The organism is Phyllobacterium myrsinacearum (assembly GCF_002980555.1).
GTDB classification, from domain to species: Bacteria; Pseudomonadota; Alphaproteobacteria; order Rhizobiales; family Rhizobiaceae; genus Phyllobacterium; species Phyllobacterium myrsinacearum.
On sequence record NZ_PVBT01000007.1, the window covers coordinates 292,558 to 317,780 of the forward strand.

The following is a 25,223-nucleotide window of genomic DNA, read 5'->3' on the forward strand; positions in this document are numbered from 1 at the left end:
AAATACGTGAAAAAATGGCTGCTTCTACGCGTAACCTGGTTGCGTTCGGCAAAGACCGCCGGGGTATTGCCGCGCTGGAATTTGCGTTGATCGCGCCGGTGATGATCATGCTTCTTCTGGGGAGCATTGAAATCACCAACGGTTTCGACGTGAACAAGAAGCTGGCGCGGGCCGGAGCGATGGTGGGCGATCTGGTCACGCAGCAACAATCCATCACCAAGGAAAAGATCGCCGATATCATGGAAATCGGGACCTCCATCCTCTTGCCCTATCGCCGCGACCTGCCGACCATCACCATTGCGTCCATCACTGTCGACGCGAACGGCAACGCCACGGTTGCCTGGTCGCAGCGCAAACAGGGTCAGGCCATCTCAACGCCCTATACCAAGGGCAGCGCCATCACCATCGATCCCAACCTGAAGATTCCCACGTCAAACTTTGTTCGCGTTGAAACCAGCATCGCCTATATCCCGCTCATTGCCTGGACAATGAAAGACACCGTGAAAACTTCAATAGGCACCAGCGGGCCGGGTATCGCCATGGGCAAGATGATCTATGGCCGGATCCGCCAGGGAGATGCGGTGGCTTGCACCAATTGCTGAAACATCGGCGCCAGCCTTAACAGCCGCCCCGCGCACATGATGTTTGTCATCAGCGTCAGTTTCACCTATCTGTGGATTCTGGTTCTGATGGAGTGAGGCATGTCCCGCGCTTTTCTTTTTGTGCTCGATTCTTTTGGCATAGGCGGCGCGCCGGATGCTGCCGCTTTCGGCGATGCAGGTGCGACGACGTTCGGTCACATCATCGACGCCTGCGCCGACGGGCGCGGTGACAAGGACGGCCTGCGCGCCGGACCGCTGATGCTCCCAAATTTAACGTCGCTGGGTCTCGTTCACGCGGCCAATCTTGCCTCCGGCGTCAAAATCCCGCCGTCCGTCGCCGCTCCCATCGGGTTGTGGGGCGCTGCTGAGGAAGTTTCGAATGGCAAGGACACGCCGTCCGGACACTGGGAAATTGCCGGTGTGCCGGTCACCTTCAATTGGGGCTATTTCCCCAGGACGATCCCGACATTTCCGGAGACATTGATTGCCGACGCGGTGCGGCGCGCCGGTCTGCCGGGCGTGCTGGGCAACAAGCATGCCTCGGGCACCGAGGTCATTGAGGAATATGGCGAAGAGCATATTCGCAGCGGCAAGCCGATCTTCTACACGTCCACCGACTCCGTCATCCAGATCGCGGCGCACGAACAGCATTTCGGATTGGACCGCCTCTATGCTCTGTGCACGCTTGTCCGTGAACTGGTCGACCCCCTGAATATCGGCCGGGTCATTGCCCGCCCGTTTGTCGGGGAAACCAGGCAGACCTTCGAGCGCACCGGCAACCGGCGCGACTATTCCGTACCGCCGCCCGAACCGACCTTGCTCGACAGGCTTACGGATGCGGGCCGGACTGTCATCGCAATCGGCAAGATTGGTGATATCTACGCGCACAAAGGCGTGTCTCAGGTGCGCAAGGCCAACGGCAATATGGCCTTGTTCGATGAAACACTGATTGCCATGGACGATGCGCAGGACGGCGATCTGGTCTTCACCAACTTCGTGGATTTCGACATGCTCTACGGGCATCGCAGGGATGTGCCCGGCTATGCCGCCGCGCTTGAGGCTTTCGACAGGAGACTGCCGGAAGCCATGGCAAAATTGCGGACGGGCGATCTTCTGATCCTGACAGCCGATCATGGCTGCGACCCGACCTTCAAGGGAACCGACCACACGCGTGAACGCGTTCCGGTACTCTGCTTCGGACCCGACCTGCCGCATGGGTCGCTCGGTATCCGGACCACCTTTGCCGATATCGGTGAGACAGTCGCAGCCCATCTCGGCATTGCGCCTGGCCTGCACGGGAAAAGTTTCCTGCGGGGCACGGCATCCCATGCCTGAGCTTCCCGAAGTCGAAACCGTCCGCCGCGGATTGCAGCCTTTCATGGAGGGCGCAACCATTGCGCGGGTCGAACAGCGCCGCGCGGATCTGCGCTTTCCCTTTCCGGACCGGTTTGCCGAACGGCTGACCGGTCGCACGATCGCATCACTGGAGCGCCGCGCCAAATACCTCATCATGCATATGGATGACGGGCTGGGCCTGATCAGCCACCTCGGCATGTCCGGTTCCTATCGCATTGAACAGGACCACGCGGACACGGCGCCCGGGGTCTTCCACCATGACCGGTCACGCAACACGACCCATGACCACGTGGTGATCCATGTGGAATCGGCGGACCGGATCAGAAGCCGGATCATCTACAACGATCCGCGCCGTTTCGGCTTCATGCTGTTTGCCGAACCGGGCGGGCTCAATACCCACAAACTGATCCGGGATCTTGGCATCGAACCGACGGGCAACCGGTTGGACGGCACGCTGCTGGCCACGCTCTTCGCCGCCAGGAACGCGCCGCTGAAAGCGGCATTGCTGGACCAGAAGCTGATTGCCGGTCTTGGCAACATCTATGTCTGCGAAGCGCTCTGGCGGGCCGGGCTATCGCCCCTGCGAGCGGCCGGCACGATCGCTGAAGAGAACGGCGACCCCACGCCCATGGCGGACCGGCTTGCCACATCCATTCGTTCCGTCATAGCAGACGCCATCGCGGCAGGCGGCTCCAGCCTGAAGGACTACCGGCAGGCCGACGGGGAGCTTGGCTATTTCCAGCATTCTTTTTCTGTCTACGACCGTGAAGGTGAGCCTTGCCCGCGTCCTGCCTGTGATGGCACGATAGCCCGCATCGTCCAAAGCGGGCGCTCGACGTTTTTCTGCCCGATCTGCCAGCATTAGGAGGAATATCCGGATGGCCTACGAAAACATCATTGTGGAAACGCGTGAGAAAGTTGGGTTCATCCAGCTTCACCGCCCGCAGGCGCTCAATGCTCTCAACTCTGCCCTGCTTGCCGAGCTGAGCACTGCTCTTGAGGCGTTTGACAAGGACAACGGCATCGGCGCCATCGTCCTTACCGGCTCGGAAAAAGCCTTTGCCGCCGGCGCTGACATCAAGGAGATGCAGACACTGGATTTCGCCGACGCCTATCTCGGCGATTATTTCAGCGAGTGGGAGCGGGTCACGCGCCTGCGCAAGCCGCTGATTGCGGCCGTCGCCGGTTATGCGCTGGGCGGCGGCTGCGAACTCGCCATGATGTGCGATTTCATCATTGCGGCGGATACCGCCAAATTCGGCCAGCCGGAGATTACGCTGGGTGTCATGCCAGGAATGGGCGGCTCACAGCGGCTCACACGCTCCGTCGGCAAATCCAAGGCGATGGACCTGTGCCTGACCGGGCGCATGATGGATGCGGCGGAAGCGGAGCGTTGCGGCCTTGTCGCGCGTGTCGTCCCTGCGGGCGAGCTTGTAGCGGAAGCGTTGAAGGCTGCTGGAAAGATTGCCTCCTTCTCGCTGCCTGTCGCCATGATGACCAAGGAAACCGTCAACAGGGCCTATGAAACCACCCTGTCGGAAGGGTTGAGATTTGAACGGCGCGTCTTCCATTCGATGTTCGCGCTGGAAGACCAGAAGGAGGGGATGACGGCCTTTGCCGAAAAACGCCCGCCGAATTTCAAGAATCGCTGAGGCTGAAATATCCACCGGCAAGGCGACGATTCCACGTTGACGCAATCGGAAACGTCATCTATAAGCCCGACAACGTTTGGTGGCCCCTCGGCCACCCTATTATTTTGTGACGGCCGCGTTGAAGCTGCCGAGTAGCTGACAGAAAAGAGAGGCATCATGGCCAACACTCCTTCGGCCAAGAAAGCGGCGCGTAAGATCGAAGCCCGCACCGAAGTAAACAAATCCCGCCGCTCGCGCGTGCGCACCTTCCTTCGCAAGTTCGAAGATGCGGTGGCAAGCGGTGATCAGGCAGCCGCTTCCGTAGCCTTCAAGGCTGTTGAACCGGAAATGATGCGCGCCGCCACAAAGGGTGTCGTGCACAAGAATACGGCATCCCGGAAGGTTTCCCGTCTCGCACAGCGCCTTAAGGGCATGTCTGCCTAATCAGACAAGAATAGTCTATTTTAAACCCGGCTGGTCCTTAGCCGGGTTTTTTATTTGCCATTTTTTTGGGCACAAATTCGTTTCCGATGAAAAAGATTGTGGCATATCAAAACCCTGACATATGCCGGTCATAAATAGTTTCATACAAAAAGCGACAACCATCATTTCTCATTTAATTTCAATAACTTACGGCAGGTAGCCATAATCGCCAGACCCCAGCCGGAAGAATCTGTCACCCCAGCCTATGTCAAGCGATAATTTAATATTTTTTTTTGATCGCGTGACTCCGCAGTGCAGCAAAATCGGCATTCCAAAAAAGGCTTTGAATCCGAAGGCTTTTTCCCCGTCCAACCGGAGGTAGTTAAAAAAAACGCAAAAGCGTTAACCTTTAATTCACTAAAAAAGCGGCGCGCCTGCCCTTGCCCTCCCCGCAAAGGTTTTTGTAAGGTCCAGACATCGAAGGGGTGGGCAAAAACCCATTTAACAGGCTTATCAAATTAGTGGGTTCGGACGCAGATTTTTTGTTTGCGTAACGAGTAAGTTTTTGTCGGGTATCCGGGTTGTACGAACCTGGATCGTTTCAGAAAAGAAGCAAGTTGGCGGCGCTGGCATCAGCCGGGCGTGAGTCTTTTTGCGCCAAAGTTGAAAGGGATATGGACGTGGCGGTTTTTAGAATTTCGGTGCGAGATTGTTCAGACCTGTATTACGCGTCCCTAACCTTATCCAACAATTAGCTCCAGGAGATTGAAGGCCGGCCATAGGGGTGACCGGCTCTTGAAGACTGAAGCCGGTCATGGACCGGCACGCATGCGAACACGAGCACTATCAAGCTCGAACAGATAAATATCAGGATGAGGCAATGACAATGACCAGCGGAATAATGGAAAACGGCACGAATGCAGCCATGGTCCCGCTCCATATGGACGAAGGGAAAAGTATGGTATCGGCCGGCAGCCAGGGCGAGACGATTTTCGAGAGGGTCAAGACCAAACTCAAGGCCAAACTCGGAAATGAAGTTTACTCCAGCTGGTTCGGCCGTTTGAAACTGGATGAAACCTCCAAGAGTATTGTTCGCCTTTCCGTGCCGACCGCATTTCTTCGTTCCTGGATCAACAACCACTACTCGGACATGATCAACACGCTGTGGCGTGAAGAGGACGAGCAGGTTCTGAAGGTGGAGATTGTCTTCCGCAGTGCCAGCCGCGCCAGCCGCCCCTCGCTTGAGGCAGAGCCTGCCCTGCGGGCCGACCAGCGGGCGATTTCGCGCGACAAGCCGGTTTTTCCCGTCGGCAATACGTCCCAGGACAAGAAGGCACCGGCGCATTTTGCCGACCGTGCCACTGATCGCCCCGGACAGAACTCCGTGTTCGGCTCGCCGCTGGACCCGCGCTACACCTTCGAGACCTTTGTTGACGGCACGCCGAACCGGGTGGCGCTCGCCGCCGCGCGCACCATTGCCGATGCGGGTGCCAGTGCCGTTCGCTTCAATCCGCTGTTCATTCACGCCTCTGTCGGCCTCGGCAAGACGCATCTCCTGCAGGCCATCGCCGCCGACGCCCTGAAACGCTCGGAGCGCGCCCGCGTCGTTTACCTGACCGCCGAATATTTCATGTGGCGCTTTGCAACGGCCATTCGCGACAACAACGCGCTTTCATTCAAGGAACAGCTGCGCGATATCGATCTGCTGATCATCGACGACATGCAGTTCCTGCAGGGCAAATCGATCCAGCACGAATTCTGCCATCTGATCAACACGCTGCTCGACAGCGCCAAGCAGGTGGTTGTGGCCGCAGACCGTCCGCCGTCAGAGCTGGAATCGCTCGATGCGCGCGTGCGTTCGCGCCTGCAGGGCGGCGTTGCCCTTGAAATGATTTCACCGGACTATGCGATGCGCCTGGAGATTCTCAAGCGCCGCCTGGTTGCCGCCCAGCAGGAAGACCAGTCCCTGGATATTTCGCCGGAGATTCTCGATCACGTCGCCCAATCCGTCACCGGAAGCGGCCGTGAGTTGGAAGGCGCTTTCAACCAGTTGCTGTTCCGCCAGACGTTCGAGCCGAACCTGTCGGTCGACCGGGTCGATGAACTGCTCAGCCATCTGATGCGCGGCGGGGAAGCCAAGCGCATCCGCATCGAAGAAATCCAGCGCATCGTTGCGCGCCATTACAACGTCTCCAAGCAGGATCTTCTGTCCAACCGCCGCACGCGCACCATCGTCAAGCCGCGCCAGATCGCCATGTATCTTGCCAAAATGCTCACACCCCGCTCGCTGCCGGAAATTGGCCGGCGCTTCGGCGGACGTGACCACACAACCGTTCTGCATGCGGTGCGCAAGATCGAAGATATTGTCGGCAAGGACCAGAAACTGTCGCAGGAACTCGAGCTCCTGAAGCGCCTGATCAACGATCAGGCCCAATAAGGGCACTTCGCCACTTATCAACAGAAAGCCTGCGGTATGGTGCGTTGCAACCAGCCGCAGGCTTGCTTTTTAGGGTGACTTTCTGCCAATTTGCTTGACCTTGGGGGAACTTCGCCCTCTCGCCAGAAAAGCGCCGCAGGCCCTCAGGGGCTTTGGGTCGAAAAAGACAGTGAGACCGGTTTATCATGCGTGTAACTCTTGAACGTTCCAATCTTCTGAAGTCGCTCAACCATGTCCATCGCGTGGTCGAACGGCGCAACACCATTCCGATTCTTTCGAACGTTCTTCTGCAAGCCGAGGGCGCAAGCCTTGCCCTCAAGGCCACGGACCTTGACCTTGAAGTCACCGAAGCCACTGCCGCGCAAATCGAGCAGTCCGGTGCAACCACCGTCCCGGCGCATCTGCTCTATGATATCGTCCGCAAACTTCCTGACGGGGCGGAAGTGATGCTGGCAACCAATGCCGACGGCAACTCCATGACCGTGACCTCCGGCCGGTCGAATTTCCGCCTGCAATGCCTGCCGCAATCGGATTTCCCCGAATTGACCGCCGGGTCGTTCACGCACACGTTCCGCATTACATCCACGGCACTGAAGAGCCTGATCGAACGGACGCAATTCGCCATCTCCACGGAAGAAACCCGCTATTACCTCAACGGCATTTATTTCCATGCCATCGAGAGCGAGGGCTCGCTGAAGCTGCGTGCCGTGGCCACGGACGGACATCGTCTGGCCCGCGCTGAGCTGGAAGCACCTTCCGGTGCCGAAGGCATGCCCGGCATCATCATCCCGCGCAAGACTGTTGCCGAGCTGCAGAAGCTTGTCGACGATCCGGACATTGCCGTGACCATCGAATTGTCTGACACAAAGATCCGCTTCACCATCGGCTCGGTGGTTCTGACCTCCAAGCTGATTGACGGCACCTTCCCCGACTACCAGCGCGTCATTCCATCCGGCAATGACAAGAAACTGACCATCGACCGCCAGAGTTTCGCTTCTGCCGTCGATCGCGTCTCGACGATTTCGAGTGAGCGCGGCCGTGCCGTCAAGCTGACGATTGCCGATGGTCAGCTGACATTGACGGTCAACAATCCGGATTCGGGCAGCGCCACGGATGAACTTGCGGCTGATTATGACTCCGATCCGATCGAGATCGGGTTCAACGCCAAATATCTTCTCGATATAACGGCTCAGCTTTCCGGCTCCGAAGCCATCTTCATGCTGGCCGACGCCGGCTCGCCGACACTGGTGCGCGATACGGGTGATGCGAATGCGCTCTACGTGCTCATGCCGATGCGGGTTTGACGCAAACGGACAATTCTGCTGTGACCGATGATCCCAGAACGGACGCGGGCAAACCGGCCCGCGTTTCGATCAGCCGGTTGAAGCTTGCACAGTTCCGCAATTATGAAAACCTGTCACTGCGGCTCGGCCCGTCGCATGTGGTGCTGACCGGTGAGAACGGATCGGGCAAGACCAATCTGCTCGAAGCCGTCTCGTTTCTTTCTCCCGGCCGCGGTTTGCGCCGCGCCACCTATACGGATGTCACCCGCAATGACGCGCCCGACGGCTTTGCCATCCATGCCGCCATCGAAACCGGGGAAGGCTCCGTGGATGTCGGTACCGGACTTGCCGGCAATGCACCGGGCGATACCGCGCGGCGGGTGCGCATCAATGGCGTCACCGCATCCAGTGCCGACGATCTTCTGGAATATTCCCGCATCCTCTGGCTGGTGCCTTCGATGGACGGCCTCTTTACCGGTGCCGCCGGGGACCGGCGGCGTTTTCTCGACCGGATGGTGCTGGCCATCGATCCCGCGCATGGCCGCCGTGTGCTTGACTATGAGAAGGCCATGCGCAGCCGCAACCGCCTGCTGACGGAAGAGCGCAGCAACGGCGCTTGGCTCGATGCCATTGAAACCCCCATGGCAGAGCTCGGTATCGCAATCGCCGCCGCAAGGGCCGAACTCATGCGCCTGATCAACGGCATGATCGAGCGGCTGCCGGACGATAGCCCCTTCCCCAAGGCCGACTGCATGCTCGACGGCGCGTTGGAAGCGCGCATCGGCATCGAATCGGCAACTGACGTTGAGGAGGCCTTTCGCCGGGCACTGCATGATGGGCGCAGCCGTGACCGGGCGGCGGGACGCACATTGGACGGTCCCCACCGCTCCGACCTTCTGGTACGCCACCGGCCCAAGGCCATGCCTGCCGAACTCTGCTCGACCGGCGAGCAGAAAGCGCTGCTTATCGGCCTCATTCTCTCCCATGCGCGCCTCACGGGAGAATTGGCGGGCATGGCACCCATCCTGCTCCTCGATGAAATCGCCGCACATCTTGATGAAGGCCGCCGCGCCGCACTTTTTGACATCATCGAAGACCTTGGCGGGCAGGCCTTCATGACGGGTACAGACCGCTCGCTGTTTTCCAGCCTTGCCGGCCGCGCGCAGTTTTTTGACGTGTCGCACGGAGAAGTGCACGCCCGGTAAAGCGGGTGATGGCGAGCCCACCGGCGGCCGTGTTAGCATGCCGGAGAATCGAATTCTTTCTGCAACACTCCCATGAAATAAGGCCTCCATGGACACAGGGCTGTTGTCGCCCGGTGCCTTGATCCAACAAAGGAACCCCTATGTCTGATCTTTCTGCCTTTCCCATTACCAAACGCTGGCCGGCACAGCACCCCGACCGTCTTCAGCTCTATTCGCTGCCGACGCCCAATGGCGTGAAGGTATCCATCATGCTGGAGGAGATCGGGCTGCCATACGAGACCCATCTCGTTGATATCGGCAAGAATGAAAGCTGGACGCCGGAATTCCTGTCGTTGAACCCCAATGGCAAGATTCCCGCGATGATCGATCCGGATGGTCCGGGCGGCAAGCCCCTGCCGCTGTTTGAATCCGGCGCGATCCTGCTCTATCTCGCCGAGAAAACCGGCAAATTCCTGCCAACCGATCCGGCCCGGCGCTACGAGACCATCCAGTGGGTGTTCTTCCAGATGGCTGCCATTGGCCCGATGTTCGGTCAGGTCGGCTTCTTCCATAAGTTTGCCGGCCGCGAGTATGAGGACAAACGGCCGCTTGAGCGGTATGTCAACGAATCGAAACGTCTGCTCGGTGTGCTCGAGAGCCATCTTGCAGGCCGTCAATGGATCATGGATGACGAGTATACGATCGCCGATATCGCCACGCTTGGCTGGGTGCGCAACCTGATCGGTTTCTATGGGGCAGGTGATCTGGTCGACTATGCCAGCCTGAAGAACGTCCCGGCATGGCTCGAACGCGGGCTTGCACGCCCGGCGGTGCAGCGCGGTCTCGATATACCCCAGCGCCCATAAAGCCCCGGTTCTTTCGATTCCCCGTGGCGAAGCTCTGAACGCCGCCGGTTTGGCGGCGTTTGCCTGCACCCGGTTGCGCGGCGATATCCCTGGTGCTCCTGGAGGTGATCCTCCTTCATTCCGCTTGATGTTAAACACCAAAATTACTCAGCGGCCAAAAACTTGCCCCGGCATTTCCGCCAGCCTAGATAGGGCTTTGGAGGACGACCTCCACGCCGCCGCAAGAGGCTGCGTCTGAACATAAGCCGGGACGGCCCGCGCATGGAAAAGGATGGTCGTCATGGCCTGGATTTATCTCGTCGTTGCAGGACTCTTTGAAATCGGCTGGGCCATCGGGCTCAAATATACCGATGGCTTTACCCGGCTGACGCCGTCGGTACTGACCGGTGCCAGCATGGTCATCAGCGTTCTCGTGCTGGGCCTTGCCTTGCGTGAACTGCCAGTGGGCAGCGCCTATGCGGTCTGGACCGGCATTGGCACCGTCGGTACCGCCCTGCTCGGCATGTATCTTTTCGGAGAGCCGGCAACAGTTATCCGTCTCGTTTGCATCGGCCTGATTGTCTCTGGTATTGCCGGGTTGAAATTTCTTGCCTGAGACAAATCGGATGCTGCATTCGGGTTCCATCTTGTTCTAATGTAGAGCCATGACCGACCCTGAAAAACCCGCTTTTACCCCCGCCGAGCTCGAACGCTATGCCCGCCATATTATCCTGGCGGAGATCGGCGGCCCCGGTCAGCAGAAGCTCAAGCGCGCCCGCGTACTCGTCGTGGGCGCAGGCGGGCTGGGCGCGCCGGTGCTGCAATATCTGGCAGCGGCAGGCGTCGGTACGCTTGGCATTGTCGATGATGACCGGGTTTCTCTGTCCAACCTGCAGCGGCAGGTCATTCACGACACCGACCTCGTTGGCTCGCCCAAGGTCGAAAGCGCCGTCCGCGCCATTGCCGCGATCAATCCGCATGTCACGGTTGAAGCCCACGAAACGCGCATCGCGCCCGATAATGCCGCCGATCTCATCAGCCGTTACCATATCGTCGTCGACGGCTCGGACAATTTCGACACACGCTATCTGCTCGCCGATACCTGCGCTGTGGGAAAACGCCCGCTGGTTTCCGCAGCGCTCGGACGGTTCGACGGTTCTTTGACGACACTCAAACCCTATGAACGGAACGGCAAGGGTGAGCAAAACCCGTCCTATCGGGATCTCTTTCCTTCCGCGCCACCGCCGGGTCTGGTTCCAGCCTGTGCGGAAGCCGGTGTTCTGGGTGTTCTCCCGGGTGTTATCGGCAGCTTGCAGGCGACAGAGGTCATCAAGCTGATCACCGGCATCGGCGAGCCGTTGATCGGCAGGCTGCTGCTTTACGATGCACTGAGCTCGCGCTTCGAGACGATCAAATACAAGGCAAACACTGCCGGAGCCGCAGCGTGAGCGCAGACAAGGCCTTTCATCATGGCGCTTGAGCTGACAGCGGAGCAAAGGGCGATCGCCAGTGGTGCACGCGGCGAGGGTGCGGCGATGGCTCTGCGCATTGTCGCGGCCACAGCCCGATTGATGGGCGCCCCATCGCTCATTCCCATCGCCTCCGCCCATATTGACGGCGCGCTCTATCACGGGGATTCCGGCACGCTGTTTGCCGAAAAGCTGGTTGAAGGCGGGGCAAGGGTTGCCGTGAGAGCCACGCTCAATGTCGGCTCACTTGACCTGACCGGCTGTTCGAAGAACCGGCTGGAGCCGCATGAGCGCGGCATGGCCCGGCGGATGATGGATGCCTACCGGACGCTCGGCTGCGAACCGACATGGACATGCGCACCCTATCAGGCCGGGCACCGCCCCGCCTATGGCAGCGACGTCGCCTGGGGCGAATCCAATGCGGTGGTCTTCTGCAATTCCGTCTTCGGCGCGCGGACCAACCGCTATGGCGACTTTCTCGATATCGCCTGCGCCATTGCAGGCTACGCCCCGTACTACGGATTTCATCTCGCGGAAAACCGCCGGGCCAGAATCGTCTTCGATGTATCGGGGCTGGACGTGGAGTTCCTGGCATCCGAGGCCGCGTGGCCGATCCTTGGCAGTCTTTACGGGCGGGAAATGGGCGACGCCGTGGGTGTTGTCGCCGGTATCGAGCATCATCCGGGAGAAGATGCGCTGAAAGCTTTTGGTGCAGCGGCGGCCTCTGCCGGTGCCGTCGGGCTCTTCCACGTGGCCGGCGTTACGCCCGAAGCGCCGGACCTCGCCACGGCCCTGCAGCATCAGGCGCCGGAGGCAGTGATCAAGGTGACCACCGACATGATCGGGGATTCCCGGCGCAGGCTGTCCACAGCGGCCGGTGCCGAATCCATCCATGCCGTGGCTATCGGCAGCCCGCATCTTTCCGGCGCCGAGTTTGATCGCCTAGAGCGGCTGATCGCTGGACGTCGTCTCCATGTTCCGCTCTATGCATGCACCGGCCGCCATGCCCTCGCCGCGCTGGAAAGCAGCGGCAAGCGCCAGATACTGGAACGCAGCGGCGTCATTATCGTCGCCGATACCTGCGTCGTCGTCACGCCGATCCTGCCCGATATCGACAATGCCGTGCTGATGACCAATTCGGGAAAGTTTGCCCATTATGCCCCAGGGAATACGGGTTATGGCGTTATTTACGGTTCCATGGCCGAATGCGTGGAAAGTGCCGTTACCGGGCATCCGGTGTTTGGAGCCGCCGAATGAGCCGGTTGCAAGCTGAAATCCTTGTGGAGGGTCAGCCAGCTCTGGCGGACGCCTTGGTTTTGACAGCCCCCATCAGTTTCTGGGGCGGCGTTAATCCCAGGACAGGACGGATTGCCGACGTGCGCCATCCGCAGCACGGTGTCTCCATCAGCGGAAAGGTTCTGTGCCTGCCGGGAACCATCGGGTCGTCATCGGCGGCGGCCGTGCTTCTGGAACTCGTTTCTGCAGGTCTCGCACCCGCTGCCATCATCCTGCATGAACCCGACGCCATTCTCCTCCTGGGCCTGATTGTCGCGCAGGAGATGGGCCACGCAACGCCCATGGCTGTCAAACTCGACCGCAAGGAATTTCCCCGGCTGGTTGACCAACGGCTGGCGATTGACGGCACTGGAATGGTCAGCGTTCAATAGTTCGCGTCGCCGGCGGCGACACCAGCCTAAACGAGGTTGGGCAACACACGGTCCGGCGGGCGATGCCCGTCAATGAAGGTGCGGATGTTGATGATGACCTTCTCGCCCATGTCGATGCGGCCTTCCAGCGTCGCCGACCCCATATGCGGCAGGATGACGACCTTGCCCGCCTTGGCCAGCTTGCGCAGCTTTGAATTGACCGCCGGCTCGTGTTCGAAGACATCAAGCGCCGCGCCGGAGAGTTTCCCGGTTTCCAGCTGGGCGATCAGCGCCTGCTCATCGATGATCTGGCCGCGCGCCGTGTTGACGATGAAAGCGGAAGGCTGCATCAGCGCCAGCCGCCGCGCCGAGAGCAAATGGAACGTGGCGGGCGTGGACGGGCAGTTGACCGAGATGATGTCCATCCGGGCCAGCATCTGATCGAGACTGTCCCAATAGGTTGCTTCCAGCTCGGCTTCCGTCCTGGGGCTGACCGGCTTGCGGTTGTGATAATGGATCGACAGGCCAAAAGCCTTGGCGCGGCGGGCAACGGCGGTACCGATACGGCCCATGCCGACAATGCCGAGGCGTTTGCCCCAGATGCGCCGCCCCAGCATCCAGGTCGGGCCCCAGCCCTCCCATTTGCCGTCATCGAGAAGAATGGATGCGCCTTCCACCAACCGCCGCGGCACGGCCAGCATCAGGGCCATGGTCATGTCGGCCGTGTCTTCGCTCAGGACATTGGGCGTATTGGTGACGGTGATGCCGCGTTTGGCAGCGGCTGGAACGTCGATGTTATCGACACCGTTGCCGAAATTGGCGATAAGCTTGAGGTTGGGACCGGCTGCATTGATGATCTCTTCATCGATACGGTCGGTGACGGTGGGTACCAGAACATTGGCATGCTGGACGGCTTCGATCAGTTCCGCCTTTGACAACCGCCGGTCATCGACATTCAACCGTGCTTCGAAGAGTTCACGCATGCGCGTCTCAACGGAATCGGGCAGTTTTCGGGTGATGACGACCAGAGGCTTTTTGTTAACCAATATTCCCCTCCCTTTTTCCGGTGATATTGAGACCTCTTTAACCAAGTCATTGCAAACTGCAATCGCTCTTGAGCTCCGATACTTGTCTATCAAGGCGGCGCATCAAAGACAAAGAAAAATAGGGATCGTTCCTTGTTCAACCGCATAATTGCCGGAAAAGAGCTCAGAACGATGAAGGACTGATTTTGTTGGGCATCTCATTTATTCGTTCTTTCGCACTGACCGCCGGTATTGCGTCGGCCCTTTCTCTGGCCGTTCCCGCGGCGATTCCCGGCATTGCCACGGCTCATGCCGCCCAACAGGTTGGCCCCAGCGGCCTGCCATTGCCGCGTTTTGTCAGCCTGAAACCCGGCCGCGTCAATTTGCGCGTCGGACCGGGGCGCGATTACGCCGTGACATGGCTGTTTCTGAAATCCGGCCTGCCGGTCGAAATCGTCCAGGAATATGACAACTGGCGGCGCATTCGCGATTCCGAGGGAACCGAAGGCTGGGTCTATCAGTCGCTTCTCTCCGGCAAGCGCACCGCGATGACCGCCCCGTGGCAGCGCGACAAGGACAATGTCATGCTGAATGTCTATCGCAGCGCCGACGACAAGGCAGGCATCGTGGCGCAGGTGCAGCCCGGCGTCCTTGCAACCCTGAAGATGTGCAATGGCGATTGGTGCCGGCTGATATTCAGCGGCGCCAGCGGCTGGATGCGCCAATCGGATATCTGGGGTGCCTATCCCGGCGAGAAGTTTGATTGATCCATAGAATCCGGGCGGGCTAGCCTCACATGCCCGTCAGACTGCACAATCCGTCATCATTGATATGCGATTGGATCAGCCGCGTTTTTTGCGCAGGCGGATGATGATGTCCACGTTGACGATTTCCATGCCTTCCGGCACCGGCGGAAGATGGCCGACCATGGCCGAGCCATCCGGAATGTCGATCACCTGGTTCTCGCCTTCGACGAAAAAGTGATGATGGTCGGAAACATTCGTGTCGAAATAGGTTTTCGCGCCTTCAACCGCAAGGATACGCAGCATGCCTGCCTGGGTGAACTGGTGCAGGGTATTGTAGACCGTTGCAAGCGAGACAGGCACATTGGCGCCAAGCGCTTCTTCATGTAGTTCTTCCGCCGAAAGATGACGATCGCCCTTGGCAAAGATCAGACTGGCAAGCGCTACACGCTGACGGGTGGGACGCAAACCCGCGAAGCGCAGGCGCTCTTGCAAGGGTACGTCGGCATCAATCTCATAAGAAATATGCATGGCCCGTCTGCCACTCCGTTAAATGATATCAAAAGTCTCACCATAGACTGTTGTCTATCGTGTTACATCATTGATATATGCCGTCTTGCGAAATCGATCAATAGGCCGCAATTCAGCCATTCCGTTAGGGATAAGCCAACAGACCGTTTTCAGCGAGAAACACTCTGTGATAGGGTCCGCCCGCGCAAAAGCGCCAGCATTGAAGCAATTGATGGGAGACAGAATGCCAGAACAGAAATCAAGCTACGGGTATGAAGAGCTCCTTGCTTGCGCCCGCGGAGAGATGTTCGGTCAGGGCAATGCCCAGTTGCCCGCGCCACCCATGCTGATGTTTGATCGCATTACAGAGATTTCCGAGACCGGCGGCGAAAACGGCAAGGGCTATATCCGCGCCGAATTCGACATCAAGCCGGACCTGTGGTTCTTCCCATGTCACTTCATTGGCGATCCCGTCATGCCGGGCTGCCTTGGTCTCGATGCCATGTGGCAGCTGACCGGCTTTTATCTGGGCTGGCTCGGCGAACCTGGCAAGGGCCGCGCGCTGTCGACCGGCGAGGTCAAGTTCACCGGCATGGTTACCCCGAAGACCAAGATCGTCGAATATGGCATCGACTTCAAGCGCGTCATGCGCGGTCGTCTGGTGCTGGGCATTGCGGACGGCTGGCTAAAAGCCGACGGCGAAACTATCTATAAGGCAACCGACCTGCGGGTTGGCCTATTCAAGGAAAGCGCTGCCTGACCCTATCGGTCAGCGCAGCACCTTCAAGGAGATCGCAATGCGGCGAGTGGTTGTGACGGGGATGGGTATCGTATCCTCTATCGGTAATAATGTGCAGGAGGTGCTGGAATCCCTGCGTGCAGCGAAATCGGGCATCGTCTTCGCCGAAGACTATGCAAAATACGGTTTCCGCAGTCAGGTGCACGGCGCTCCCACGCTTGATCCGGCAACGCTGGTCGACCGGCGCGCCATGCGCTTCCATGGCGGGGGAACCGCATGGAATCACGTGGCCATGGACCAGGCCATCGCCGATGCCGGTCTCGATGAAAGCCAGATTTCCAACGAGCGCACCGGCATCATCATGGGTTCCGGCGGTTCATCCACCCGCACCATTGTCGAAGCTGCCGACAAAACCCGCGAATCGGGCTCATCCAAGAAGGTCGGCCCGTTTGCCGTGCCGAAGGCCATGTCTTCGACCGCATCGGCAACGCTTGCCACCTGGTTCAAGATCAAGGGCGTCAACTATTCCATTTCATCGGCCTGCGCGACCTCCAATCACTGCGTCGGCAATGCCTTCGAGATGATCCAGTACGGCAAGCAGGACATGATGTTTGCCGGCGGCTGCGAAGATCTCGACTGGACGCTGTCCGTGCTTTTCGACGGCATGGGTGCCATGTCCTCCAAGTTCAATGACCGGCCTTCGGTTGCATCGCGCGCCTATGACAAGAACCGCGACGGTTTCGTCATCTCCGGCGGTGCTGGCGTGCTGGTTCTGGAAGAGCTGGAACATGCCAAGGCACGCGGCGCCAAGATTTACGGTGAAATCGTCGGTTACGGCGTGACATCGGACGGCGCCGACATGGTTGCGCCAAGCGGTGAAGGTGCCGCCCGCTGCATGCGGATGGCAATCGAGAACGTGAAGGGCAAGGTGGATTACATCAACCCGCACGCCACCTCGACACCGGTCGGCGATCTCAAGGAGATCGAGGCCATTCGCGAGGTGTTCGGCACGGCTGAGGCCGGCTGCCCGCCAATCTCGGCGACAAAGTCACTGACCGGGCACTCGCAGGGTGCCACCGGCGTGCACGAATCAATCTATTCGCTTTTGATGATGAATCACAATTTCATCGCCGAAAGCGCCAATATTGAAGAACTCGATCCGGCATTCGAGGACATGCCTATTGTGCGCAAGCGGATCGACAATGCCAAACTGGATACGGTGCTGACCAATTCCTTCGGATTTGGTGGCACCAATGCAACGCTGGTGTTCCAGCGTTTCCAGGGTTGAGAGGGAAGAATATGGGTGAACTGATGAAAGGCAAACGCGGTCTCATTATGGGGGTCGCGAACAGCCATTCCATTGCCTGGGGTATTGCCAAGGAACTGGCCGACAACGGCGCTGAACTCGCCTTCACCTATCAGGGCGATGCCTTCGGCAAGCGCGTTGCGCCGCTCGCGGAACAGCTCGGCTCCAAGCTGCTGCTTCCCTGTGATGTCGAGGATATCACAACGGTCGATGCGGTGTTCGAGACCCTCGAAAAAGAATGGGGCACGATTGATTTCGTCGTGCATGCCATTGGCTTTTCAGACAAGTCGCAGCTCAAGGGCCGCTATGCCGATGTGACCACGCGCGACAATTTCAGCCGCACCATGGTGATATCAGCCTATTCCTTCACGGAAGTGGCGCAGCGCGCATCAAAATTGATGAAGGACGGCGGCTCCATCCTGACGCTGACCTATGGCGGTTCGACCCGCGTTATGCCGAACTACAACGTCATGGGCGTGGCCAAGGCTGCCCTTGAAGCCATGGTGCGCTATCTCGCCGCCGATTACGGCCCGGAAAGCATCCGCGTCAACGCGATCTCGGCGGGTCCGGTCCGCACGCTGGCTGGCGCCGGCATTGGCGATGCGCGCGCCATGTTCTCCTATCAGAAGCGCAACGCGCCGCTGCGCCGCACCGTTGATATTGAAGATGTCGGCCGCTCGGCGCTCTATCTTCTCTCGGATCTGTCGAGCGGTGTGACCGGCGAAATCCATTATGTGGATTCCGGCTACAACATCGTATCGATGCCAACGCTTGAAGAACTGAAGAAATCCGACGACGGCAAGGAATAAATCCTCCTGCCAGAATTGACAGCAGTCCCGTGAGACCAGGCTTGGTTTTGCGGGATTTTTGTTGAAAGTGGGCCTCCCTTTTTCGTCAGGAATGTCAGGAGACCCACCATGCGCCTCGTTGAAACGCTTATCTACAGCCTGAGCCCGGGAACAGGAGCCGAGTTCCACAGACTGGTGTGCGAGGAAAGCCTGCCCATACACCAGTCCATCGATATGGACGTGGTCGACTTCGGCCAATCGGAACATCACCCCGATGCCTATTTCCTCGTGCGCGCCTATGACAATCTCGATCACCTCAACGCTTCGCAGGAAGCGCTTTATACCAGCGATATCTGGCGCAGGGGACCACGTCCCGCCATTTTGCAACGGATCGTGGTCAGCCTCAAATCCATGGCATGGATGAGCGAGGCGGCCATCGAAGAAACCCGGTTGTGCGGTATCCGGCGGCGGCGGTTGAACTGACTATTTTTTCGCTTCGATGATCTTGTAACCGGCAGTATCCTCGATCGGCAGGACGGAGCGGAACAGCGCCTTCAGGCCCGCCTCATAGGGCATCTGACAGTTGGCGACCAGCAGCAGCCTGCCGCCCGGCTTCAGGCGCTTGGCGGCGGCGGCAATGAACCCCTGCCCCATGGTCGGGTCGGCACTGCGCCCCGCATGGAACGGCGGATTCATGACGATGGTGTCGTAGATCTCGGCGATGGCTTCGCCATTCACATCGTGCCAGTGAAATGACAGTGGCAGTTCGGTTGCACCGGCAAGGTTCAGCTTTGCCGCTTCGAGTGCTTCAAAATCCGCCTCATAGAGCGCCAGTGATTTGAGCTTGTCGGGATGTTTCAGCACTTCGCTGGCAAGATAACCCCAACCGGCCCCGAAATCGGCGACATGGCCGCTGATGCGGCCGGAAAAATGCTTCACCAGCAGCGCCGATCCCTTGTCGATGGCCGTGTGCGAAAACATGCCAGGGGCAGTGGTAAAGCGCGCGTCGACCAGCGTCGGTTCGGCCACAAGCGCTTCTGCTTGCGCTTCATCGACAGCCTCGGGCCGGGTAAACCAGAAAGCCACCGCATGGTGCTTGGACAACCGGTCGGTAATCGGCGCAAATCGTTCGACCGTCTTGCGGAAACTGTCGATGCCGAGCTTCTTGTCCCCGCCCACCACGATCAGGCCGCCGGCTTCGACGTGGCGCAAGGCCTGCGCCAACCATGCCTCATTGCGCCCACGATGCTTACCAAGAAGGATCAGCGCCCCCTTGAAGCGTTCCCCGCCCTCAAGCCGGGAAACAGCCTGGAAACCTGCTTTTTGCAAGGCGTTGTAATCCGGCCGGAACGGCTGGAGCGCTGTCAGCGCGTCTTTCCATGCGGGATCGATATCGCGCTCCACCTCGGCGCCGAGGAACAGCCATGCGCTGCCCGCGTCTGGAACCGGCAATATCCCGTCTTCAAAGGGCAGAAAGAGCGTCTTGAGTGCGCCGTTGGCCATGGCAATGTCCATCCATCAATAGGTCTGTCTGAAACGGGACCGACTGGAATGGCAACCTTCCATGCCAATCGAACCCCGCCAAGAAAAAAGCGCGCCACGGGGGCGCGCTTTCATCACGTCAAAGCAGGAGGCTTATTCAGCGTCTTCTTCAGCCTGCTTCTTTTCCTGAGCGATTTCCTTGCCGGTTTCCTGGTCGACAACCTTCATCGACAGGCGAACCTTGCCGCGCTCGTCAAAGCCCATGAGCTTGACCCAGACCTTCTGGCCTTCCTTGACCACATCGGAGGTCTTGGCAACGCGCTCGGAAGCGAGCTGGGAAATATGGACCAGACCATCGCGCGGGCCGAAGAAATTGACGAATGCGCCGAAGTCGGCGGTCTTGACGACCGTGCCTTCGTAGATTTCACCAACTTCAGGCTCGGCAACGATCGAATGAATCCACTTGCGGGCGGCTTCGATTTCCTTGGCAGAGGAGGACGCGATCTTGACCGTGCCATCATCTTCGATGTTGATCTTCGCACCGGTCTTTTCGACGATTTCACGAATGACCTTGCCGCCAGAACCGATAACGTCACGGATCTTGTCGGTCGGGATGTTCATGACTTCGATGCGCGGTGCAAATTCGCCGAGTTCCGAACGGCCTTCGGTGATGGCCTTGGCCATTTCGCCTAGGATGTGCAGACGGCCGTCCTTGGCCTGACCCAGAGCAACCTTCATGATCTCTTCGGTGATACCGTCGATCTTGATGTCCATCTGCAGGGCAGTGATACCGCTTTCAGTACCGGCAACCTTGAAATCCATGTCGCCGAGATGATCTTCATCGCCGAGGATGTCGGACAGAACAGCAAAGCGCTCGTCTTCCTTGATCAGGCCCATGGCGATACCTGCAACCGGACGGAGCAGCGGAACACCGGCATCCATCAGCGCAAGCGATGTGCCGCAAACGGTCGCCATTGAGGACGAGCCGTTGGATTCGGTGATTTCCGAAACCGTACGCAGCGTGTAGGGGAACTGTTCCTTGGCAGGCAGAACCGGATGGATGGCGCGCCAGGCGAGCTTGCCATGACCGATTTCACGACGGCCGGGCGAACCCATGCGGCCTGTTTCACCGACCGAATAGGGCGGGAAATTGTAGTGAAGCATGAAGGTTTCTTTGTACATGCCGGTCAGCGAGTCGACATACTGTTCGTCTTCGCCGGTGCCGAGCGTTGCAACAACGATGGCCTGTGTTTCACCGCGGGTGAACAGGGCCGAACCGTGGGTGCGCGGCAGAAGGCCGACTTCCGATACGATCGGACGAACCGTCGAGAGGTCGCGGCCATCGATACGGCCGCCCGTGTCGAGGATGTTCCAGCGAACGATCTTCGCCTGAACCGACTTGAACACCGTTGCGATCTGTTCGGCGGAGAATTCCGGCTCTTCAACACCTTCCGGGAAGAAGTGTGCCTTGACCTTTGCCTTGGCCGCATCAACAGCGGCATAACGCTGCTGCTTGTCGGTGATCTTGTAGGCAGCGCGCAGATCGGCTTCGCAAACCTTGAGAACCGCAGCTTCAACAGCAGAAAGATCTTCTGCCTGGAAGTCGCGCGGCTCTTTTGCAGCAACTTCAGCGAGCTTGATGATCGCGTCGATAACCGGCTGGAAGCTCTTGTGACCAAACATCACGGCGCCGAGCATGATGTCTTCGGCCAATTCCTTGGCTTCCGATTCGACCATCAGAACGGCTTCGCCGGTACCGGCAACAACGAGGTCGAGGCTCGACTCAACCATTTCATCGATGGTCGGGTTCAGCTTGTATTCGCCGCCGATATAGCCGACGCGTGCACCGCCGATCGGACCCATGAACGGAACACCGGACAGCGTCAGTGCTGCGGAAGCACCGATGAGCGAAACGATGTCCGGGTTGTTTTCGAGGTCGTGCTGGATAACTGTCAGAACAACCTGTGTGTCGTTCTTGTAGCCATCGGCAAAGAGCGGGCGGATCGGACGGTCGATCAGGCGCGAAACCAGTGTTTCGTTTTCGCTCGGACGGCCTTCACGCTTGAAGTAGCCACCTGGGATCTTGCCGGCTGCGTAGGTCTTTTCCTGGTAGTTTACGGTCAGCGGAAAGAAATCCTGACCTGGCTTTGGTTCCTTGGCGGAAACAACGGTGGCGAGAACCACGGTTTCGCCGTAGGTGGCGAGAACTGCGCCATCGGCCTGGCGGGCAATCTTGCCCGTTTCCAGAATGAGCGGACGGCCGCCCCATTCGATTTCAACTTTGTGTTGATTAAACATATCTTGTCCTTCAGTGGGGAAATACGCGCATCCCTTTGGATAGCAGCATGTTTCGCCCGTTTCGTTTCAGACCAATCACGGGCAAGACAACGTGCAACTCGTATGGCCGAGCTGCCTGCAATCCTGCCCCATGACCTGCCTCATGGTAGCGTTCATCCCTGTCGGGATAAACAGAGACCGGCGGGGCGACTGAGCGCACCCGCCGGTCCAATCTGTTAGCGGCGCAGGCCGAGCTTTTCGATCAGCGTCTGGTAGCGGCCCTCGTCTACACCCTTGAGGTAGTCAAGGAGACTGCGGCGCGTCGAGACGAGCTTGAGAAGACCACGGCGGGAATGGTTATCCTTCTTGTGGTCCTTGAAGTGCTCGGTCAGGTTGACAATGCGCTCTGTCAGAACAGCAACCTGGACTTCCGGGGAACCGGTGTCGCCTGGCTTCGTTGCGTATTCAGAGATCAGTGCCTGCTTGCGTTCAGCGGTAATCGACATCGTATGTCCTTTCTTTTGAAGGGAAAACGGGATGCCCACGGCCGGGATGTCGTCCAGCGGGGGCCGGTTAAAGCGCTAGGGAAAGCCTATCGCTGCGGGCCGTATAGTCGAAAATGTGACAAATTACCAGCCGCAAATGATTCGCTCGCTTTTCAGTTGTCGAACCCGGGGCAAAGCGGTCATATTCATTTTGCCATCTTACCTTAGAAATGAACTGCGGCACGAGCGTGGCATGCCCCTGCCCGCCTCTATTCCGCCAATCCGCCTTTCCATACTGGTTTGGGGCCAATGATCCGGAGTGAAATCATGAACACCATTCATCACGCCGCTGCCGCGGGCTTTGCCGCGAAGGCCGACAATTATGTTCTTGGCCGTCCGGACTACCCGCCGGCACTCGATGCATGGTTGCGCGATGAACTGGATCTGGAACCCGGTAAGACCGTTGTCGATCTTGGCGCCGGAACCGGCAAGTTTACGCGCCGGCTCATGACAACGGGCGCTGCGGTCATCGCCGTTGAACCCGTTGCCGAAATGCTGCAAAAACTCACCGGTGAATATCCCGAGATTTCGGCCAAATCAGGCACCGCGGAATCGATCCCTCTTCCCGACGCGTCCGTGGACGCGGTCGTCTGTGCGCAGGCATTCCATTGGTTTGCCACCGAGGCCGCACTCACGGAAATTCACCGTGTCCTCAAGCCGGGCGGCAGCCTCGGGCTGGTGTGGAACACGCGGGATGCACGCATTCCCTGGGTGGCAAAACTGGCGGATATCTTTGCACCCTACGAAGGCGACACGCCGCGGCACCATACCGGAGACTGGAAAAAACCGTTTCCGTTCAATGGCTTCAGCGCACTGAGAGAACACCATTTTTCCAACAACCATACCGGTGCGCCGGAAGATGTCATCGTCAACCGCGTGCTGTCGACCAGCTTCATCGCCGCCCTGCCGCCGGAAAAACAGGAACAGGTTGCCGCCGATGTTCGCGCCCTTATCGCAAACGAACCGACACTCGCCGGAAGAACGGAGGTCACCCTGCCCTACGACACGGCGGCCTACAGTTGCATCAAGGAATGATACTCGCCACCAAGGACGCAGCGCCAGAGGAGCTCAGCATGAATGACACACCGGCGATCCATCTGTTTTCCTATGGAACCCTGCAGCAGGAGGGTGTCCAGCTGTCTTCCTTCGGCCGCCTTTTGCAAGGCACGCCGGATGCGATGCCAGGTTTCAGGAAATCGATGATCGAAATCACCGATCCCGATGTCATCCGTGCCAGCGGCAGCAATTTCCATCCCATCGTCGTGCCAAGCAGCGATTCCGGCGACGAGGTCGCGGGAACCGTTTTCAAGATCACGGTGAGTGAACTCGCCGCAGCGGACGCCTATGAAGTGGCGGATTACAAGCGCGTCGAAGTGCGGTTGAAATCGGGAATCGATGCCTGGGTTTACGTGAAAGCTTAAGCGGTGAAAACGCGCTTGGGCTTGAACTGGCCCTGTTCGATGAAGCCGATGGCGAGAAGCTTGCCCTTGCTCGTTACACAGGCTTCGTCAGCCTCAACCGGCGCGTCGCGGCCACGCAGGATGACCGGGTTGCCCATGCGGATGCGGTGCGCCTGATCGTCGGAGAGGGCGACCTGCGGCAGGCTCTCCAATGCCGCGCCGGTATCAATCAGGAATGCATCCATCACCGAGAAACGCGCCTCGATGGCTTCGTAGGAGCGGTCCTCGCCTTCCTCACCCTCGGCAGGGGCCGGCGGGTGGGCCGCTTCCAATTCCTCGAGCGTGACGAAATCCTGCTCGTCAAAGGGCGCAACTTCAATGCGGCGCAGATCGGAGATGTGACCGTAGCAGCCGAGATCCCGCCCCATGTCCCGGGCGAGTGAGCGGACATAGGTGCCCTTGCCGCATTCGACTTCGAAAATCGCGGTGGATGCGTCAGGCTGCCCAATCAGTTCGAGACGGTCGATTTCGACTTCCCGTGCCGGAATTTCAACCTCTTCGCCGCCGCGCGCCAGGTCATAGGCGCGCTCGCCGGCAATCTTGATGGCGGAGAATTTTGGCGGAATCTGCTGAATCACACCGGTATATCTGGCAAGAATGGCCTTGATCGATGCCTCGTCCGGGCGTTGCTCCGATGTGACTGTGATCTCGCCTTCCATGTCGTCGGTGGTGCGTTCAGCCCCCCAGGTGACGGTGAAGCGGTAGATCTTGGCGCCGTCCATGACATAGGGCACGGTCTTCGTCGCTTCGCCCAGCGCGATCGGCAGCATGCCGGATGCGAGCGGATCAAGCGTGCCGGCGTGCCCGGCTTTTTCAGCCTTGAACAGCCACTTGATCTTGGAGACGGCTTCGGTCGAGCCCATGCCCTTCGGCTTGTCAAAGATCAGCCAGCCGGATACGGGCCGGCCTTTTTTCTTGCGCTGTCTCGACATTCAATTGTTTCCGTTGCCGTCGGGGCCATGGCCCGGCACATCGCCGGGGTTGGGATCGTCATGATCATCATGATCGTGATGATCATCGAGATCGCGGGTCACCTCTGGCTTGCGCAGCAGCGCATCGATCTTGGCGTAGTTGTCAAAGCTCGAGTCGATGCGGAACCGGAATTCCGGCATGTATTTCATCTGCTTCAGATAGGCTGCTGCCCGGCCGCGGATGAATTTTGCATGCTGGTTCAGGGCCGCAATCACCGCGTCGCTGTCTTTCGCGCCGATGGGCGAAACAAAGCAGGTGGCGATCTTGAGGTCCGGCGACATGCGGACTTCAGAAATGGCGACAACGGCGTTTTCCAGCGTGTCATCGCGCACGTCACCGCGCTGAAGCACCTGAGAAACGGCGTGACGCACCTGTTCACTGACGCGCAACTGGCGTTGTGAAGGGCCGGACGATGAGGCAAAACGAGACATATTTATCGTATCCCAAGATACAGGAGATCGCCGGTTTTGGGTCCGGCGATCCTGTTATCGATGATCTAA

27 protein-coding genes are annotated in these 25,223 nt (G+C 58.9%); 20 read left to right on the forward strand and 7 right to left on the reverse strand.

Annotated features, from left to right (window positions below):
• Positions 1–14 precede the first annotated feature (14 nt).
• From C5750_RS21805 to C5750_RS21865, 13 genes are all read left to right on the forward strand, one after another.
• Positions 15–602, forward strand: a complete 588-nt coding sequence (locus C5750_RS21805; RefSeq protein ID WP_158531259.1) for a TadE/TadG family type IV pilus assembly protein — start codon at positions 15–17, stop codon at positions 600–602.
• A 99-nt stretch (positions 603–701) separates the two neighbouring features.
• The gene (locus C5750_RS21810) at positions 702–1,937 is read left to right on the forward strand and encodes a phosphopentomutase (protein ID WP_105736671.1); all 1,236 of its coding nucleotides are present in this window, start codon (positions 702–704) and stop codon (positions 1,935–1,937) included.
• Positions 1,930–2,823 carry a bifunctional DNA-formamidopyrimidine glycosylase/DNA-(apurinic or apyrimidinic site) lyase gene (mutM, locus tag C5750_RS21815; protein WP_105736673.1) on the forward strand — a complete coding sequence of 298 codons (894 nt, stop codon included), beginning with the start codon at positions 1,930–1,932 and terminating at the stop codon, positions 2,821–2,823. The genes C5750_RS21810 and mutM overlap by 8 nt, the downstream gene beginning before the upstream one ends.
• A gap of 13 nt (positions 2,824–2,836) precedes the next feature.
• Entirely contained in the window at positions 2,837–3,610 is a 774-nt protein-coding gene (locus C5750_RS21820) for an enoyl-CoA hydratase (protein WP_105736675.1), read from the forward strand.
• A gap of 156 nt (positions 3,611–3,766) precedes the next feature.
• The gene (gene rpsT, locus C5750_RS21825; RefSeq protein ID WP_105736677.1) at positions 3,767–4,033 is read left to right on the forward strand and encodes a 30S ribosomal protein S20; all 267 of its coding nucleotides are present in this window, start codon (positions 3,767–3,769) and stop codon (positions 4,031–4,033) included.
• Between the two features lie 865 nt (positions 4,034–4,898).
• Positions 4,899–6,449 (forward strand): chromosomal replication initiator protein DnaA, encoded by a 1,551-nt coding sequence (gene dnaA, locus C5750_RS21830; RefSeq protein WP_105736792.1) that lies wholly within the window; start codon positions 4,899–4,901, stop codon positions 6,447–6,449.
• 185 nt (positions 6,450–6,634) lie between these two features.
• Entirely contained in the window at positions 6,635–7,753 is a 1,119-nt protein-coding gene (gene dnaN / locus C5750_RS21835; protein WP_105736679.1) for a DNA polymerase III subunit beta, read from the forward strand.
• Between the two features lie 20 nt (positions 7,754–7,773).
• Complete coding sequence (recF, locus tag C5750_RS21840) at positions 7,774–8,937, forward strand: DNA replication/repair protein RecF (RefSeq protein WP_105736794.1); 1,164 nt, start codon at positions 7,774–7,776, stop codon at positions 8,935–8,937.
• Between the two features lie 140 nt (positions 8,938–9,077).
• Positions 9,078–9,782 carry a glutathione S-transferase N-terminal domain-containing protein gene (locus C5750_RS21845; RefSeq protein WP_105736680.1) on the forward strand — a complete coding sequence of 235 codons (705 nt, stop codon included), beginning with the start codon at positions 9,078–9,080 and terminating at the stop codon, positions 9,780–9,782.
• Between the two features lie 280 nt (positions 9,783–10,062).
• Complete coding sequence (sugE, locus tag C5750_RS21850) at positions 10,063–10,377, forward strand: quaternary ammonium compound efflux SMR transporter SugE (RefSeq protein ID WP_105736796.1); 315 nt, start codon at positions 10,063–10,065, stop codon at positions 10,375–10,377.
• A 49-nt stretch (positions 10,378–10,426) separates the two neighbouring features.
• Entirely contained in the window at positions 10,427–11,209 is a 783-nt protein-coding gene (locus C5750_RS21855) for a molybdopterin-synthase adenylyltransferase MoeB (RefSeq protein WP_105736682.1), read from the forward strand.
• Between the two features lie 21 nt (positions 11,210–11,230).
• Positions 11,231–12,487 (forward strand): aconitase X, encoded by a 1,257-nt coding sequence (locus C5750_RS21860; RefSeq protein WP_105736684.1) that lies wholly within the window; start codon positions 11,231–11,233, stop codon positions 12,485–12,487.
• The gene (locus tag C5750_RS21865) at positions 12,484–12,897 is read left to right on the forward strand and encodes an aconitase X swivel domain-containing protein (RefSeq protein ID WP_105736686.1); all 414 of its coding nucleotides are present in this window, start codon (positions 12,484–12,486) and stop codon (positions 12,895–12,897) included. The genes C5750_RS21860 and C5750_RS21865 overlap by 4 nt, the downstream gene beginning before the upstream one ends.
• A gap of 26 nt (positions 12,898–12,923) precedes the next feature.
• On the opposite strand, the gene C5750_RS21870 is transcribed toward C5750_RS21865, so the two are convergent.
• A complete protein-coding gene (locus C5750_RS21870; protein WP_105736798.1) occupies positions 12,924–13,925 on the reverse strand; it encodes a 2-hydroxyacid dehydrogenase in 1,002 nt (333 codons plus the stop codon).
• A 185-nt stretch (positions 13,926–14,110) separates the two neighbouring features.
• Here C5750_RS21870 and C5750_RS21875 point away from each other — a divergent pair, with 185 nt between their 5' ends.
• Positions 14,111–14,668: an SH3 domain-containing protein gene (locus C5750_RS21875; protein ID WP_425350503.1), complete on the forward strand. Its 558-nt coding sequence runs from the start codon at positions 14,111–14,113 to the stop codon at positions 14,666–14,668.
• Between the two features lie 75 nt (positions 14,669–14,743).
• Here C5750_RS21875 and irrA read toward each other — a convergent pair whose 3' ends face one another.
• Positions 14,744–15,175 carry an iron response transcriptional regulator IrrA gene (irrA, locus tag C5750_RS21880; protein ID WP_105736688.1) on the reverse strand — a complete coding sequence of 144 codons (432 nt, stop codon included), beginning with the start codon at positions 15,173–15,175 and terminating at the stop codon, positions 14,744–14,746.
• Between the two features lie 223 nt (positions 15,176–15,398).
• On the opposite strand from irrA, the gene fabA reads away from it, so the two are divergent.
• The 4 genes from fabA to C5750_RS21900 all read left to right on the forward strand — a co-directional run bounded on the left by fabA (position 15,399) and on the right by C5750_RS21900 (position 18,470).
• The gene (gene fabA, locus C5750_RS21885) at positions 15,399–15,914 is read left to right on the forward strand and encodes a 3-hydroxyacyl-[acyl-carrier-protein] dehydratase FabA (RefSeq protein ID WP_105736690.1); all 516 of its coding nucleotides are present in this window, start codon (positions 15,399–15,401) and stop codon (positions 15,912–15,914) included.
• A 37-nt stretch (positions 15,915–15,951) separates the two neighbouring features.
• Positions 15,952–17,181 (forward strand): beta-ketoacyl-ACP synthase I, encoded by a 1,230-nt coding sequence (gene fabB, locus C5750_RS21890; protein WP_105736691.1) that lies wholly within the window; start codon positions 15,952–15,954, stop codon positions 17,179–17,181.
• A gap of 11 nt (positions 17,182–17,192) precedes the next feature.
• Positions 17,193–18,008, forward strand: a complete 816-nt coding sequence (gene fabI / locus C5750_RS21895; RefSeq protein WP_105736693.1) for an enoyl-ACP reductase FabI — start codon at positions 17,193–17,195, stop codon at positions 18,006–18,008.
• Between the two features lie 108 nt (positions 18,009–18,116).
• The gene (locus C5750_RS21900) at positions 18,117–18,470 is read left to right on the forward strand and encodes an NIPSNAP family protein (RefSeq protein ID WP_105736695.1); all 354 of its coding nucleotides are present in this window, start codon (positions 18,117–18,119) and stop codon (positions 18,468–18,470) included.
• On the opposite strand, the gene C5750_RS21905 is transcribed toward C5750_RS21900, so the two are convergent.
• The 3 genes from C5750_RS21905 to rpsO form a co-directional block, all read right to left on the reverse strand.
• Positions 18,471–19,490, reverse strand: coding sequence for a class I SAM-dependent methyltransferase (locus C5750_RS21905; RefSeq protein WP_105736802.1), 1,020 nt, complete (start codon positions 19,488–19,490; stop codon positions 18,471–18,473).
• A gap of 132 nt (positions 19,491–19,622) precedes the next feature.
• Positions 19,623–21,767, reverse strand: coding sequence for a polyribonucleotide nucleotidyltransferase (pnp, locus tag C5750_RS21910; RefSeq protein ID WP_105736698.1), 2,145 nt, complete (start codon positions 21,765–21,767; stop codon positions 19,623–19,625).
• A gap of 215 nt (positions 21,768–21,982) precedes the next feature.
• Positions 21,983–22,252 carry a 30S ribosomal protein S15 gene (gene rpsO / locus C5750_RS21915; protein ID WP_105736700.1) on the reverse strand — a complete coding sequence of 90 codons (270 nt, stop codon included), beginning with the start codon at positions 22,250–22,252 and terminating at the stop codon, positions 21,983–21,985.
• Between the two features lie 306 nt (positions 22,253–22,558).
• Here rpsO and C5750_RS21920 point away from each other — a divergent pair, with 306 nt between their 5' ends.
• Entirely contained in the window at positions 22,559–23,326 is a 768-nt protein-coding gene (locus C5750_RS21920) for a class I SAM-dependent methyltransferase (RefSeq protein ID WP_105736702.1), read from the forward strand.
• Positions 23,327–23,364: 38 nt separating this feature from the next.
• On the forward strand, positions 23,365–23,712 hold the full coding sequence (locus C5750_RS21925; protein WP_105736804.1) for a gamma-glutamylcyclotransferase family protein: 348 nt from the start codon (positions 23,365–23,367) through the stop codon (positions 23,710–23,712).
• Here the strand turns inward: C5750_RS21925 and truB are convergent.
• Together truB and rbfA are read right to left on the reverse strand one after the other, a co-directional pair.
• Positions 23,709–24,683, reverse strand: coding sequence for a tRNA pseudouridine(55) synthase TruB (gene truB, locus C5750_RS21930; protein WP_105736704.1), 975 nt, complete (start codon positions 24,681–24,683; stop codon positions 23,709–23,711). The two genes, C5750_RS21925 and truB, sit on opposite strands and share 4 nt — an antisense overlap.
• A complete protein-coding gene (gene rbfA / locus C5750_RS21935; RefSeq protein ID WP_105736706.1) occupies positions 24,684–25,154 on the reverse strand; it encodes a 30S ribosome-binding factor RbfA in 471 nt (156 codons plus the stop codon).
• Positions 25,155–25,223: the final 69 nt, after the last annotated feature.